Source organism: Antiquaquibacter soli (assembly GCF_030580675.1).
GTDB classification, from domain to species: Bacteria; Actinomycetota; Actinomycetes; order Actinomycetales; family Microbacteriaceae; genus Rhodoglobus; species Rhodoglobus soli.
On record NZ_JAUQUB010000003.1, the window covers coordinates 135,242 to 149,564 of the forward strand.

The 14,323-nt window shown below is 68.8% G+C and carries 13 protein-coding genes and 1 tRNA gene; 7 read left to right on the forward strand and 7 right to left on the reverse strand.

The window, feature by feature from the left end:
- Positions 1–10 precede the first annotated feature (10 nt).
- Positions 11–526 carry an isopentenyl-diphosphate Delta-isomerase gene (idi, locus tag Q5716_RS12680; protein WP_305003516.1) on the forward strand — a complete coding sequence of 172 codons (516 nt, stop codon included), beginning with the start codon at positions 11–13 and terminating at the stop codon, positions 524–526.
- On the opposite strand, the gene Q5716_RS12685 is transcribed toward idi, so the two are convergent.
- Positions 523–1,020 carry a MarR family winged helix-turn-helix transcriptional regulator gene (locus Q5716_RS12685; protein WP_305003517.1) on the reverse strand — a complete coding sequence of 166 codons (498 nt, stop codon included), beginning with the start codon at positions 1,018–1,020 and terminating at the stop codon, positions 523–525. The genes idi and Q5716_RS12685 overlap by 4 nt on opposite strands.
- 75 nt (positions 1,021–1,095) lie before the next feature.
- On the opposite strand from Q5716_RS12685, the gene Q5716_RS12690 reads away from it, so the two are divergent.
- Positions 1,096–1,719 (forward strand): NADPH-dependent F420 reductase, encoded by a 624-nt coding sequence (locus Q5716_RS12690; protein WP_305003518.1) that lies wholly within the window; start codon positions 1,096–1,098, stop codon positions 1,717–1,719.
- A 29-nt stretch (positions 1,720–1,748) separates the two neighbouring features.
- Here the strand turns inward: Q5716_RS12690 and dcd are convergent, their stop codons facing one another.
- Entirely contained in the window at positions 1,749–2,354 is a 606-nt protein-coding gene (gene dcd / locus Q5716_RS12695; protein ID WP_305003519.1) for a dCTP deaminase, read from the reverse strand.
- An 81-nt stretch (positions 2,355–2,435) separates the two neighbouring features.
- Between dcd and Q5716_RS12700 the strand changes: the two genes are divergently transcribed.
- Positions 2,436–2,648, forward strand: a complete 213-nt coding sequence (locus Q5716_RS12700; protein ID WP_305003520.1) for a hypothetical protein — start codon at positions 2,436–2,438, stop codon at positions 2,646–2,648.
- Here Q5716_RS12700 and Q5716_RS12705 read toward each other — a convergent pair.
- Positions 2,645–2,944 (reverse strand): hypothetical protein, encoded by a 300-nt coding sequence (locus Q5716_RS12705; protein WP_305003521.1) that lies wholly within the window; start codon positions 2,942–2,944, stop codon positions 2,645–2,647. The genes Q5716_RS12700 and Q5716_RS12705 overlap by 4 nt on opposite strands.
- A gap of 101 nt (positions 2,945–3,045) precedes the next feature.
- Positions 3,046–8,802 (reverse strand): RICIN domain-containing protein, encoded by a 5,757-nt coding sequence (locus tag Q5716_RS12710; protein WP_305003522.1) that lies wholly within the window; start codon positions 8,800–8,802, stop codon positions 3,046–3,048.
- A gap of 105 nt (positions 8,803–8,907) precedes the next feature.
- Between Q5716_RS12710 and Q5716_RS12715 the strand changes: the two genes are divergently transcribed.
- A tRNA-Gly gene (locus tag Q5716_RS12715) sits at positions 8,908–8,981 on the forward strand.
- Positions 8,982–9,270: 289 nt separating this feature from the next.
- On the opposite strand, the gene Q5716_RS12720 is transcribed toward Q5716_RS12715, so the two are convergent.
- Together Q5716_RS12720 and Q5716_RS12725 are read right to left on the reverse strand one after the other, a co-directional pair.
- The gene (locus tag Q5716_RS12720; protein WP_305003523.1) at positions 9,271–9,585 is read right to left on the reverse strand and encodes a DUF4387 domain-containing protein; all 315 of its coding nucleotides are present in this window, start codon (positions 9,583–9,585) and stop codon (positions 9,271–9,273) included.
- Positions 9,578–10,975, reverse strand: coding sequence for an acyclic terpene utilization AtuA family protein (locus Q5716_RS12725; RefSeq protein ID WP_305003524.1), 1,398 nt, complete (start codon positions 10,973–10,975; stop codon positions 9,578–9,580). The genes Q5716_RS12720 and Q5716_RS12725 overlap by 8 nt, the downstream gene beginning before the upstream one ends.
- A gap of 94 nt (positions 10,976–11,069) precedes the next feature.
- Between Q5716_RS12725 and Q5716_RS12730 the strand changes: the two genes are divergently transcribed.
- Positions 11,070–11,738 carry a GntR family transcriptional regulator gene (locus Q5716_RS12730; RefSeq protein ID WP_305003525.1) on the forward strand — a complete coding sequence of 223 codons (669 nt, stop codon included), beginning with the start codon at positions 11,070–11,072 and terminating at the stop codon, positions 11,736–11,738.
- Here Q5716_RS12730 and Q5716_RS12735 read toward each other — a convergent pair.
- Positions 11,735–12,427: an RraA family protein gene (locus tag Q5716_RS12735; RefSeq protein ID WP_305003526.1), complete on the reverse strand. Its 693-nt coding sequence runs from the start codon at positions 12,425–12,427 to the stop codon at positions 11,735–11,737. The genes Q5716_RS12730 and Q5716_RS12735 overlap by 4 nt on opposite strands.
- A gap of 113 nt (positions 12,428–12,540) precedes the next feature.
- Between Q5716_RS12735 and Q5716_RS12740 the strand changes: the two genes are divergently transcribed.
- Together Q5716_RS12740 and Q5716_RS12745 are read left to right on the forward strand one after the other, a co-directional pair.
- Positions 12,541–13,839: an MFS transporter gene (locus tag Q5716_RS12740; RefSeq protein ID WP_305003527.1), complete on the forward strand. Its 1,299-nt coding sequence runs from the start codon at positions 12,541–12,543 to the stop codon at positions 13,837–13,839.
- Positions 13,840–14,051: 212 nt separating this feature from the next.
- Positions 14,052–14,279 (forward strand): LysM peptidoglycan-binding domain-containing protein, encoded by a 228-nt coding sequence (locus Q5716_RS12745; protein ID WP_305003528.1) that lies wholly within the window; start codon positions 14,052–14,054, stop codon positions 14,277–14,279.
- Positions 14,280–14,323 lie beyond the last annotated feature (44 nt).

Below are 14,323 nucleotides of genomic sequence, written 5' to 3' on the forward strand. Positions count from 1 at the left end.
GAGTACCGCGATGACCCACCCCGAGCAGGTAGTGCTTCTGGACGACAACGGCTCGGCCATCGGCGTCGCGGACAAGGTCGCCGTGCACACCACGGACACCGCTCTGCACCTCGCGTTCTCCTGCCACGTCTACAACGAATCCGGCCAGGTGCTCGTCACCCGCCGGGCGCTGTCCAAGCAGACCTGGCCGGGGGTGTGGACCAACAGCTTCTGCGGCCATCCGGCTCCCGACGAGGACATCGCGTCGGCCATTGCACGGCGGGCTGCCGACGAGCTCGGCATCGTCGTGACCGGGCTCGAGGTCATCCTGCCGGACTTCCGCTACCGGGCGGTGGATGCCTCGGGCATCGTCGAGAACGAGGTGTGCCCCGTCTATCGGGCCTTCACGACGTCCGTCGTGGCGCCGAACCCGGCCGAAGTGGCGGAGTTCGCGTGGGTCGACCCCGCATCGCTCGCCACGGCCGCCGCCGCCGCGCCCTACGCGTTCAGCCCCTGGCTCGGGTGGCAGCTCGCGCAGCTGGGCTAGTCGGCGACGTCGCCGTCGAACAGACGGGTGAGGCGCCGTTCGGGATCGAGGCCCGGCAGTATCGCATCGCCGATCGCCGCGATCTGATCGAGCTGCTCGGGGCTCACGACGTCGATGACGAGTCGGCGGACCGTCGCGATGTGCTCGGGAGTCGCACGGATGACAGTGCGCCGGCCCTCGGGGGTGAGCCGGGCATTGGTCGCGCGGCGGTCCTCCTCGCACGGGTAGCGCTCGACCAGTCCCCTGCCCTCCAGCCGTGACACCACGTGCGAGAGCCGCGGAAGCGTCGAGCTCGTCGCGGCGGCCAGCGCTTTCATGCGCATGACGTGCTTCGGCGCGCGCTGGAGCATGGTGAGCAGCACGTATTCGAAGTGAGTGAGTCGGGCATCCCGCTGCAGCTGCGCGTCGAGGGCCGCGGGAAGCAGTTCGAGCAGGCTGATGAGCGAGAGCCACGCGGCCGACTCCTGCTCGTTCATCCGGGGGACGGTGGCCATGACCCCAGTGTAGCAATGGTTGTATCTACAAGTAATCTGTGTTTATAGTTGTTGCGACAACTAATGGAGGTCATCATGACAAGCATCAGCATCATCGGCATCGGGAACATGGGCTCGGCCATCACGGGCATCGCCGCGAAGAGCGGAGCGTCCGTCCAGGTCGTCGGCCGCGACCAGGAGAAGGTGGATGCCCTCGCCGCCGGAACCGGCGCGACCGCAGCACTCTTCGGCGCCCCCCTCACCGGCGACATCGTCGTCCTCGCCGTGCCCTTCGGTGCGGTCGAGGAGATCCTGGCTACCTACGGGGAGCAGCTCGGCGGAAAGATCGTCGTCGACATCACCAACCCGGTCGACTTCTCCACGTTCGACGGACTCGTCGTCCCCGCCGACGGTTCGGCTGCCGACGTGATCGCCGCCGCGGTTCCGACCGCGAAGGTCGTGAAGGCCTTCAACACCACCTTCGCCGCGACCCTCGCCTCGGGTTCGGTCGGTACCGGAACCACGACCGTGCTCGTGGCCGGCGACGACCAAGACGCGAAGGATGCCGTCATCGCCTTCGTCACCGCCGGCGGCGTCAACGCCGAGGACGCGGGATCGCTCAAGCGCGCCCGCGAGCTCGAGTCGCTCGGCTTCCTTCAGATCTCGCGCGCCGCCCGCGACGTCATCGGGTGGACGGGCGGCTTCGCGGTCGCGAAGTAGCCCGAACCCTGTTTCTCACACCGGCAGGGCTAGTTACCGGCGGCACCCGCATCCGTCGACCGCACGTCCGTGCGGTGGAAGTTCTGGAAGCTTCGGGATGCCGTCGGCCCGCGCTGACCCTGGTAGCGGTTGAGGTACTGCCCCGAGCCGTACGGGTTGTCGACCGGCGAGCTCGTGCGGATGAAGCACAGCTGCCCGATCTTCATCCCCGGCCACAGCTTGATCGGCAGGGTCGCGACGTTGCTCAGTTCGAGCGTCACGTGGCCCGAGAACCCGGGGTCGACGAAGCCCGCGGTCGAGTGAGTGAGGAGGCCGAGGCGCCCGAGCGAGCTCTTGCCCTCGAGGCGGGCGGCGATGTCGTCGGGCAGGGTGACGAGCTCGAAGGTGGAGCCGAGCACGAACTCGCCGGGGTGCAGGATGAACGGCTCGTCCGCCTTCGTCTCGATCAGCCGCGTGAGCTCCGGCTGGTCCTCGGCGGGGTCGATGAACGGGTACTTGTGGTTGTCGAAGAGCCGGAAGAACCGGTCGAGCCGCACGTCGATGCTCGACGGCTGGATCATCTCGAGGTCGAGCGGCTCGAGCCCGATGCGTCCCGCATTCAGCTCGGCCCGGATGTCGCGGTCTGACAGCAGCATGCGGTTCAGTCTATTGACGCGTCGGCGTAGGGTGGGCGCATCCTCAAGGGGCTGCTGATAACCGGCGCGCTCGCCGCGGTCGTGGCGGGGCTCTTCGTGGGTGCGCGGCTCGTGATGCGGCGGCCGGGGATGCGCGGGGCGAGCGCTCCGGGGTCGGGGCTGCTCGGGGCATCCCTCGACCAGGTGTGGCAGCCCTCGGCGACGCACGCGCGCGACATCCTCGACGCGGAGCAGCGGCTCGTCGTGGAGGTTCCGGTGCCGGATGACCTGCTGCCGAAGGATGCTGGGCGCTAGATCCAGTAGTCGGTGAACACCGCCACGACGCACAGCACCGGGGCGACGAGGAAGAGCGCGACACCCGCGACGGTAAGCCTCCCCGAAGCTCGCTCCGGCGCCACGGTGGCTGCGCCGAGCAGCCCGATGCCGACCGCGCCGAAAATCGCCCCCGCCCAGTAGACCCACTCCACCCGGTTGTCGAGGATGCCCCCGCCCCAGCCGGAGACGAGCATCGCCCCCACCACGATCGCGGCGACGATGCTCGTGGCGGCGAACAGGAGGGTCGCGCGGAGCGAGTTGTTTGTCACGTTCATGCCCGCCACGCTGCCACCGCGATTCGGAGGCAGTGAAGGGATTGACAGCGGTGGGCGCGGGGCTCGCACCGCGCTTGTGGCGCGAGCGCGAGCCCCGTCTCTCACTTCGCGGCCGGCGGGGGTGCGACGGCGACTGCCCCGTTCTTCACCGTGAGGAGGAGGCCGGGGTGCCCGACGCTCTCGATCCGCAGGCTTCCGTTGGGGTTCCGGGTGATGAGCCACTGCTGGTGAGGGTGGTTCCACCACGCCTCCGTGACGGCGACGTTGAAGGCACCGCTCGTCGGCGCGCTGTCGAGCGCCTCACCCGTTGACTGCAGCGCCCTTCCGCTGCCGCTGTTGATGAATCGGTACGACCCCGCCGCTGTCCGCTCGACGACCCAGTGGCCGGTGGTCGCCGGAGCCGTGGAGATCCCGGTGGTGGAGGCGCCGGCCACGCCGCGGTAGGAGCCTCCCGCGTCGACGATGGACCCGCCGCGGGTGGTCAGCGTGAGCTCACCGCTGGCGTCGGCACCGAAGTACCACCGCATGCTGCCCGCCGCTCCGGTCGGGCTGGCGCTCAGCGTGCCGCCATCGAGTCGGAGGAAGAGGCCGGGATGCCCGACGCTCTCGAACTGCGCGGATCCGTCGGCGAACACTGTCGGGCGCCACCGCTGCTCGACGGAGTTCCACGACTCGCCCGTGGCCGCGACGTTCATCGCCCCGCTGCCCGGCGCGCCGTCGAACGGGTCGGCGGTGGCGTGCAGCGCAGTTCCCTCTGTGGTGCTGAGGATGCGGTAGGTTCCGTCGCCGACGGGCTGCAGCTTCCAGCCCGATCCCGCGGCCGCGACATCCGTCGTCACGCCGACGACGTGGGCGCCAGCGACGCCCCGATAGGTCTCGTCGGTGTCGACGATCGCGCTACCGCCGATGCTCAGGGCGAAGGTGGACGTGGGCAACGCCGGGAGTGCCCGGAGCCCCCATGCCGTGCCCATCGTCGCGGCGGCGACCGAGGTGGCCGCTGAACCGCACGCCGCGCACGTGCCCTTGTCGCTCAGGAGCGAGAGGCCCGGGTGTGACGTGCTCGTGATACGCACCGTGCCGTTCGGGTTTTGCGTGAGCGTCCACCGCTGCTCCGCGCTGTGCCACGACTCGGGCGTCGCGACGACGTTCAGGGAAGCGCCGGACGGCGCGTTGTCGTACGGGTTGCCGGTGGCGTGCAGCGCGGTGCCGGTCTCAGTGTTGAGGATGCGGAACGAGCCATCCCCCACGGGCTGCAGGCGCCAGGATGCCCCCGCCAACGAGCCACCGGTCGAGACGCCCACGACGTGTACGCCGCCCATGCCCCGGTACGTCGTGCCCGTGTCGGCGAGCACGCCGGATGCGGAGTTGATCGTGATGGGCGCGGTCGGCCACTCGCCGCGAGCGGCGGGGGCAGTATGCGCGGAGTCGTCGTCTGAATAGAAGTCGTACGGATTCAGGTCTTCGAAGTGGGTCGGCAACGGGTCGGTGTCAGGGTCGGATCCTGGGTCCGTATCCGGATAGAAGTCCGAGTAGTCGTCGCCAGAGACCTCCACGACAACGGGATGCGCTCCGTTTTCTCCCACTCGCTCCTCGGGGATGAATACGATTCGATCACTGCGATCGAATAACCACGCTTGGAACCCGTCGTGCCGTCGGGTGATAAGCGCTTCCGCGGAAAGCCCGACCCGCGAGAGATCGAGGATGCGCCAGCTCTGCGAGCCCCGCGACCAGTAGATCGTGCCGTGTCCGGCCGCAGCCGCCTCATAGAGCGACGCGTCAGGCCGGACGATCGGGATATTGACATCTTGTTCGGCATTTGACGGCGCCCAGTCGAAGTCAGCCCACTTGTGCGCCTGTGAGCCGTTCACGGAGGCCCCGGCGGCTTCGATTCCGCTAGGGATCCGACCAGCACCGGTCCATTGAGGAAGACTGGAGGAGAACCTCTCGTTCTGAACGGTCTCCGTGACGACGAACCGGTGGCTGAGGGAGTCGAACTCCATGTAGTCCGCGCGGACGATGAAGCTCGTATGGACGGACAAGAAGGTCACCTCGCCGCCGTGCTGGACGTTCGGCGTGCTCAAGAGGAAATCGAATCCACGCTCGCCCGCACCCGCAAGGCTCGCGGCCATGTCGAATCCGCCGCCTCCCTCAGGACGGGCGATGGTATACCGCCAATGTGGTGCCTCGCCAGCCCAATCGAACCCCGACCCGAGAAGGTCAGGGTCTCGGCTTGTGGACACGAATGCTCCAGTCACGTCCGGTCGAGTGCGGGAGCTGTAGAGGGCGAGGTTCGGTGCGGAGGGGTTGTGCGCGTCGCGAATCGCAACTCCCTCGTGGATTTCGGGGCCGAGCCCCCAGGCGAACACCGCATCCGGGTCGTGGTTCGTGTAGTAGTAAAGCGGGGCGGTGTCCGTTGCGAGCCACGGCGCGAACTTCGGCGCGTCCGGTCCGACCTCCTCGCGCCAATCTTGGAGAAACACCTGATCGGCAGAGACGAGAGTTCCGAAGATCGTATTGCTCTGCATTGCCTCGGTCGCCTTCAAGGCTGCCGACGCGGCAGGGCCGCTCTTCGCTGCTGGTGCGAGCGCGAGCTGAGCGGCGCTTGCGTAGCGGCCCCCGAACGAGTGCCCACTCGCGGGCATCTCGAATGCGGTGAGCCTTTGGGGGGACGTAGCGCTCGCGACGCCGGACTCCAGCCCCTCATCGCACAAGTCATCCCCGCGCTTGCACACTACGTGCGGCTCGTCGGGCTCGATCACCCGCACGTCACTCACCCAGGGCGCGAAGTCGTTGGTGGAGGCCATTCGCGAGGTCGCAGCATCCGTGCCGATGGTTTGCCGGGACTCGGTGGTCACGCGGACATCCGCGACGACCTCGCTCGTGCCCGTCTTCAGCGGAATGCCCACCGCCAGCTCGTCGCCGACCTTGAGCACGGCGTAGTTGGAGCGCGCCGCCTGCTCCGTGCTCAGCAGGAGCAGCTCGTTGGATGCCTCGAACCCCCGTCCGGCGGCGAGCGCGAGCCCGGAGGCTCCCGGCAGTGCCTTCACGGCCGCCCCTTCGACGAGGCTCGGGCTCATCATCGCCGCGCCGAGCGCGACCTGCGCGGACAGCGGGAGCGCGTGCGCAGTGATCGGGTTGAACACGATCGCACCCGGGAGGTCGATCGGCAGCAGGAGAAGCCAGATCGCGATCGTGCTCGAGTCTTCGCTCGTCTCGCGGGTGAGATTGCTCGCCCACGACCAGACCTTGTCGTACCAGTTGGCCTGGCTGAGGGTCCAGCTGCTGGTGATCTCCTGGATTTGGCCCTGGATGCTGTCCTTGACCATCGTCGCCTTCACGACGTACTTGTACTCGGGCTGGATGCGCTCGCCAACCTGGTGGGAGAATGCGAATTCTCCGTAGTCGTCGGCGAGCTGGTCGGCGGGGAACCCGCAGGCCGGCTTCTGCGCGACGGCACGGTCGACGGTGCTGTAGCCGCCGTCGACGATGACGTAGCCCCCTCCGGACGCAGCGCCGTAGTTGGGCACGTACGTGGTGGTCCGCTCCCGCGTCGCCGTGTACTCGAGGCCGGTCGTCGACGGGCCGTTCGGGCACGCGAGGTCCCACCACACCGGGTTCTTGGCGAGCAGCTTGAGCTCGTCGCCAGCCGCGTTGCGGGGCGCGGGGAGGAACAGCGGCGGCACGCCGAGCTGGGAGTACAGCGGCATCGCGACCGGAGCGGGCGAGCCATCCGCGCCGGGCTGGGCGCTGACGCAGTCGACGCCGGCACCGACGAGGTCCACGACCGCACCCGGCGTTCCCGAAATCACGATCGACACGAGTCGGGGCAGGGCGCTCTCGACCTGGCCGACGCCGGCCTGGACTCGCGTCGCGGCGGCAGTCAGCATCTCCTTGCCGCGAGCGGTGAGCAGGTCGACCGCGATCGGCAGCAGGGAGTCGGATGCCTCGGGCGTGGCCTTCACCTGGCGCTGAGTCGACCATGCCGTGTCGTGCGCGTACGTGACATCCGATTGGGGCAGTCCGTACATCTGAGGTCCCGGGCGGGTCGATCCCGCGCCGATGGTCGCCGGGTTGGGCAGCGGGTAGGTCATCGTCGCGTGCGACCCGTCGGTGGCTGAGGCGGAGCGGGCCGCGTACTCGGCGTTGATGATCGCGGTGAGCGCCTTCGCAGACTCGGCCGGGATGCCCGTGCCGGTCGTCCAGGCGGTCTTGAGGTCGCGCAGCTGCGACGCGATCGACTGGCGGGTGTACCCGTTGGTCACCGGGTTGTCGGTGCCCGCCTGCACGGACGGCGCCCACGACCCGTTGTGGTGCATCGTCATGGCTTCGCCGTCGCCGTAGACGCCGACCGAGACGCTCGCGGTCGAGCGCGACGGGGTGCTGTCGTCGATGCCGACGGAGGCGGTGAGGGTGCGGCAGCGCTGCTGCATGTCGAAGCGGAGCACGACACTGGTCGTCGCCTGGCCGGGGGTCTGCGGAAGTTGCACGGTCACGGTGTCGACCGGCTGGGCGACGCCGTTGACCGAGGGGGCCGTGGCGGCGGGGGTGGTGCCGAAGCGCAGCGGAACCGCGAGTGCCGGGTCGGTCGGGGTCGTCGCCTGCGTGCCGGTCCAGGCGTAGCGGTTGGCGTCGGCGAGGACACGCGAGAGCACGACGGGGCCGGCGAGGAACGCCGACGCGGGGGCTGACAGGCGCTCGGCATCCGCGGTCACGTAGCCCGTGGAGAGCTGGTTGGCCGCCCTCTCGAACGCGACGTCGGTGGTGCGTCCGCCGAGAATCGTGAGCTCGGCGAGCTGCGGTCCGTCGGGGATGACGGTCAGCCTGACGTCGTCATAGCCGCCGGCGCCGGCAACGTCGCGAAGGTCGGCGAGCACGGCGAACTGCGATCGGATCGGCAGGGAGGCGGGGCTCGAGTGCGCGGTGACGACGCCGTCCTGATCGACGGTGACGAAGGGAAGGATGTCACCCGCCGCCGTCGTGACGGCGACGCTCACCGGGCGACCGATCGCCTCGTCGGACGCAAGGGCGAGCACGAGCGTGCGCGGACGGTCGGGAAGCGCCAGCATGATGTGCTGCGTCACCCCATCGAGGATGGGGAGCGACGCCGCCTCGCGGGGCGCTCCGCCCACGGTCAGCGGATCGATCGCGGACGGGTGCTGACCGACGGTGAGTGCGTGCGAGTTCACCTCGCCGAGCATCCCGTTGGCACCGGGCACGGCGAACTGGCCACCGGTCGTGCGCGACTTGATGACCTCCAGAAGGCTGGATGCGGAACCGCAACCGGGCCGACGAAGCTCCCAGGGGTCGCCGTTGAAGTCCCCCGACCCTCCGATGTAGGGCTTCATGGCGTCGCGGTGGGGTGCACCGGGGGTGACGCGTGCACCGGCGATGGACACCATCGATCCGGTCGACGGCCACGGCTGGGTTCCCAGCACCTCGATCACCACAGTGTGCAGTCCCTCGGTGAGCCCGCTGAAGCTCGCCAGCGTCTGATTGGTCTGCGTCAGCACCGAGAACGAGTTGCCGGTCACCACCTTCGTGCAGTCGAGGGTCATCCGCCAATCGCCGCCCGAAGGCACGCGCGTGCCGACGATCTCGGCGGCGCTGCCGACGAACTGGAGCGTCGCTCGCGAGCCAACGGACGACGAGGATGACTCGGCGCCAGTGCCGACGGAGGTCGACGCCCAGCTACCGGTCCGCTGCCACGACGACTTCTCTGTCGACGGGATCATGACGGTGGCCGCGGTGGGCACCTCGGCGGTGGGAGGCAGCGGTGCCGCTGTCGCGACGCCCGTGGGGACGAGGGAGACGATGATCGCCGCGACGAGCGCAGGCGCCAGTAAGGACCGAATGTTCATGGGTAAGCCTTCGGGTAAGCCCTTCGGGTTAAGGGTTACCTGGGAAGAGGTCGGCATCGCCCAAACATGACGCGGGCACACCGGCTACAATCGGGGAAGCAGTTCGCGGATGTAGTTCAATGGCAGAACTTCAGCTTCCCAAGCTGATAGCGCGGGTTCGATTCCCGTCATCCGCTCCAAAGCGCTTCAGCGCATCCCCGTCAGCCACTGCCACCAGGGCAGTCGCTTGTCGAGTCCGGCTTGCCGGAGGAGCGCACCGTGGTCGATAGGGATCGATCCGTCGCCTCGCCTCCCCGATCGCCCTGGGCTCGCGAAACCACCGATCGTCGCGCTCAGTGACCGTCGCTCGCGCCATCTGCTCACGGTAGCGGAGCATCCCGCCGCCGCTCCAGCACCGAGGTGAGACAAGGCGGGCACCACATCCGAGCGAGCACCCCGACTCCTCTCAGCTCGATGCTTGCGGGAGCCCTACGGGATGCTCAGCGCCGCCAGCAGCACATGCTGCTGCCCGGAGTGCATGTCCCGGTCGGCAAAACTGCCCTGCGTCACCGGTCGCGGGAAGGAGATCTTGATCGCCTTGAGCGCCGGCATCGGGAAGACCCGCACCTTCTCCGGAGTCGTGCGGTAGAGCTCGGCGATCACGCGCGGGTCGGTGACGTCGGATGCTCGCACCCGCTCATACGCCTCGTCAGTCGGCAAGAAGACGTCGAGGGTGATCCAGAACGGCCCCGCGTTCTTGGCGCGAACGAGGTCGGCGATCTCGTCCAGGGTCTGGCTAGCCACGCGGCGCCACCTCCTCGTACTCCGTGCGGAACAGCTCGGCCTCGTCGTCCACGGCGATGGTGTGCTGCAGCACGAACTCGTAGCTCGCACCCCGCTCCATCTCGGCCGGGGAGGTCGCGAAGGCGAAGCTCGGGAGGTGGGTCATCCCCTCGAGCGGCAGGTGCAGCAGGAGCGGGTTGGCGACCTTCGCGATCGCGGTCGCCGTCGCCTGGTCGGCGGCCCGCGCCCGGAACAGCACCCCCACCTCACGCGGTGGCGGGCCGCCCGGCTCGAGGTCGCCGAGCACCGCGTTGTAGCCGTAGGCCCGCAGCTCGGCGTCGTACTGCCCCTTCTCCAGGCCGAGGTGCGAGGAGACCCGGCGGGCGAGCTCTCCGGAGAAGCGCGCGATCCAGTCGTCCATGTGGGCGAGCACGTGGGGGTCGCGGATGCCGACGAGCGAGACGGTCTCGTAGCCGCCGATCGCCGCACCCTCGAGCTTAATGGTGGCCTGCTCGGCCTCCTCGAAGATCGAGCCCTCGACGCGGGTGACCCGGTCGGTGACCGCCGTGTAGACGGCGGCACTCGTGTCGAGGGTGCCGCCCGGCTCCCGCAGTCGGTACGGGTCGGCGTTCTCGTAGAGCATGTGGGCGGCGACCGTCATCGGGGTCGCGGCCGCCGTCTCGGTGAGGGGATGCACGGTGAAGCCCTCGTCGTCGATCTCGACGAGCACTCCCCCGCCGATCGGGTCGGTCGTGCACTGGCTCCCGCACTCGACGGTCTTGGCGGCGTGCCAGGTGGGTCCGGCGGCGAGGCCCCGACCGAGCGCGATGCCCGCGACGGACGCGGTGTCGGATGCCCGTCCCGTGAGCACCAGGTCCGCCCCGGCGGCGAGCGCCTCCGTGATCGGCACGTGACCCATGAGGCCGACGATGTGCTCGCACGAGGTGACGGTGGCGGCATCGAGGGGGCCGGCCGGCTCGAGCGCGTCGATGCGACCTGAGGCCAGGGCATCCAGCACCGTGGGCTGCGTGAGCTCGCTGTAGATGCGGGCCAGGGTGAAGGTGAGGCCCTCCTCGTCCGCGATCTCGCGGGCGATGTCGGCGACCCACTCCACTCCGGAGTCGGTGCCGGACGTGCCGCACGTCGTCACGACGACGGGGATGCCCGCCCGCCGACCGGCCACGAGGATCGTCCGCAGGTCGCGCTTGAGCGATCCACGCGAGGTCTTGGCAATCCCCGACCCGAGGTAGTGCGGGCCCGAGTCGGTCGAGCCCCCGTCGACCGCGATGGCGTCGGCGCCGAGCTCGATGCCGCGGGCGACCGTCTCCTCGGTGATGCCGCCGCCGAGCATCCCGATGGGGAAGATGATGCGGACCGAACGCGTCGTCGCGTCCGGAGTCTGTGACGTCATGAGGCTCCCTCTCCCGGAGCAATCTATTTGCTATAGCAAATGGTGTCAAGCGGGTCATCCGATCAGGAGGCTCGGCGCCCGCTAGCGTGAAGGGGTGGAGAGTCTCGATCGCGTCCTGCCCCAGGTGGCGCGAGCCGGCTCGCTGTCCGAGCAGGTGTACCAGTCGCTGCGCGAGAGCATCGCCGACGGGCGGCTCGCCCCCGGCAGCCGCATCACCGAGCGACAGCTCGCCGCCGCCCTCGACGTCAGCCCCACACCTGTGCGCGAGGCTCTCAGCAAGCTCGAGCACGAGGGACTCGTCGAGCGCAGCGACTCCCGTCGACTCCGGGTCACGGACCATCCCGCCGAGACCCTCCACGAGCTCATGGAGGTCGAGATCATGCTGCGCGGCGCCGAAGCCCGGTTCGCCGCGCGCAAGATCACGCCCGACGCGATCGAGCGGATGCGGGCATCCATCGACGAACTCGTGACGGCGCGCGACTCGCTCACCCTCGCCGAGCAGTTCGAGATGGCGCAGCGCTTCGACGCCGAGATCGCGAGGGCGGCGGCGAACCCCGCCCTCCGCGCGCTCCTCGACAGCTACGCGATCTACGGCAGCGACTTCCGGCTGAGCCGAGCCGCCGAGGATGCGAAGGACCCGGCCTGGGTCGAGCGGAGGATCGCCGACCACCGCGCGATTGTCGAGGCGCTCGCCGCCGGCGACGAGGACGCCGCCGAATCGGTCATGCGACGCCACGCGCGCTCGGCCATCAAGAACCTCTAACGGCCGTAGCCCCGGATCTGCTTGTAGCCCTCGAGCGAGAAATCAGGCCCGTCGATGTAGTCGAGGTCGCGTCGCTCCGCGGCCTGGATGCCCGACACTGCGTCGCGGATGCTCGGCAGCGACTCCCACGGAACGATGACCACCCCGTTCACATCCCCGTGCAGGATGTCCCCCGTGTGCACCAGCTGCCCGTCGAGGTGCACCGGGTCGCCGACCTTCGAGAGCTCGAAGTTGGCGTGCGACACGACGGGGTAGCGCATGAAGTAGTGGAAGCCCCGAGCGCGAACCTCCGCGACATCCCGCAACGCTCCGTCGGTGACGATGCCGATCGCGCCGAGCCGGCTCGCGAGGGTGACCATGATCTCGCCGGCGTAGGCCACGCGCTCCGGGGTGCCGCTCGCGTCCTTCATGACGATGACGGTGGGCCCGGTGCTCTGCTCGAGAGCCTCCCACAGCGCCCAGTAGCCCTCCTGTCGCGCTGTCCTGCCGACGGCGTTGTCGACGGTGACCGTGAGCGCGGTGCCGACCATGACGCCGAGCTCCGGGAACGCGCACTGGACGGAGCCACCGATATAGCCGTCGCTCCGGTCGCGGAGGTCGAGCCGCTCGAGAGCGTTGGCGATTGTGGGGCTGTCGACGCTGCGGAGGTAGTCGAGGTCCGCTTCAGCGAGCATCCGCGAATCGGTCATGGTCCTTCACTCCCTCGTGACGGTGGGCCCACGCCCATTTACTATTTGCAATATCAAATGGTAACATCGCGCATCCGGCACGCCGACGTGCCCCCGGTGACAATGGAGTCAACGTGACCACTGCGCAACCAGCACGATCCACCCAGCGGCGATTCCAGCTGCGCCTCGCCCTCCTCGTCGCCCTCGGCGTGTTCGCGCAGGAGTCGGTGTGGAACTTCCACGACTCGCAGACCCCGGTCACGCTCGCCGAGTACACCACGAGCGTCGCCCTCATCGGGCTGATCATGGGGCTCGACAACATCATCGGCATCGTCGTCCAGCCGCTCATGGGCTATTTCAGCGACCGCTTCCGTGGGCGCTGGGGCCGGCGGACGCCGTTCATCGTCGTGGGGGCGCCGATCGCGGCGCTGCTGTTCGTGCTCATCCCGCTCGCACCGACCTTCCCCATCCTTATCGCGGTCATCGTGCTGTTCTCCCTCACGGCGAACTCGTTCAAGCCGATCACCGAGGCGCTCATCGCCGACCAGCAGGTGCCGGAGCACCGCAGCAAGGCCAATGCGGTCGGCAGGTTCGCATCCGGGCTCACAATCATCGTCTCGGCGCTGCTGAGCCTCTTCGTCGTCGATGAGAGCGTCGAGCTCGCGTACGTCATCTCCGCCGTCGTGATGATCGCGTGCTTCGCGATCCTCCTCGTCTCGCTCAAGGAGTCGCGCACGGTCGCCTATCGCGCCGTCGTCGACGAGGACAAGGAGCTCGGCCGCGAGACGACAGGGTTCTTCGGGGTGCTCAAAGACATCGTCACCGACCGCGACCGCAGTCGACTCGTGATGATCCTTGCGGTGATCGTGACGTGGGGTGCTTGGGCCGCCGTGCGCGCCCTGCTCACCCTCTACGGGGTGGAGCAGCTGGGGCTCTCGCGCGGCGAGGCGGGCGGACTGACCCTTCCCGCGAGCGTCGCGTTCCTCCTGGTGATCATCCCCCTCGCCATCCTCTCCGACCGCTTCGGTCGCCGCCGGGTGATGCGCATCGGGATCATTGTCTTCGCGATCGGCACACTCTCCGCGTTCGCTTTCAGCGGCTCGACGACGGCGACCCTCGTGGGCATCCTCATTGCGGCGGCCGGCTTCGCGGGCTTCGCCGCGAACGCGGCCGTCATGCTGTGGAACCTCGCCCCGTCGCAGCGCCTCCTCGGCGTCTACACCGGCATCTTCGCCGTTGCCCAGGCGATCGGCTCGTCCGCTGGCCCGGCCGCCGTCGGTGGACTCGTGGATGCCACGGACTGGAGCTTCCTCATGCTCTTCGTCGCGGTGCTCTCGCTCATCGGCCTGCTGCTGACGTTCGGCGTGCGCCGCGAGTACTCAGACGCGCAGCTCGCCGAGCAGAAGTTCGGGGACGCGGAGCGCGCGGGCTGAGCTGGCGTTGGCGTTCAGCCGTTGCGAATGTAGGTCGGCTGAGTTAGCGTGCCTAAATGAGGGATCGTCGATCCTGCGTCGCCCTAGTAGGCCTGCTCGTGCTCACGGGATGCTCTGACCCCGCGCCGCCGCCGAGTCCCGAGCCCACCGCAAGCCACGCCGCCCCCGCACCGACTGACGTGCCATCCTTGCGTGTCGTCGATGGTGGCCCGATGGAGGGCGCAATGGGCCCGGTCACGGTGGACGACGATGGCACTCCGCTTACCTACACGGTCGTCGAAGGCGACACCGCGGATCAGATCCGCGCGCGATTCGACATCTGGTGGGATCAGCTCGCCGACGCCGAGGGCACGCGGCTTCCCCGTATCCCCACGATCTACGTCGGCGATGTGTTGACCTTCACCGGGTCGGTCGTCGCCTTCGAGGAGGAGCCGGACTAGACAATCGCGGCGCCCTCTTCGCGCCGCCCGTAGGATGCAGCAGT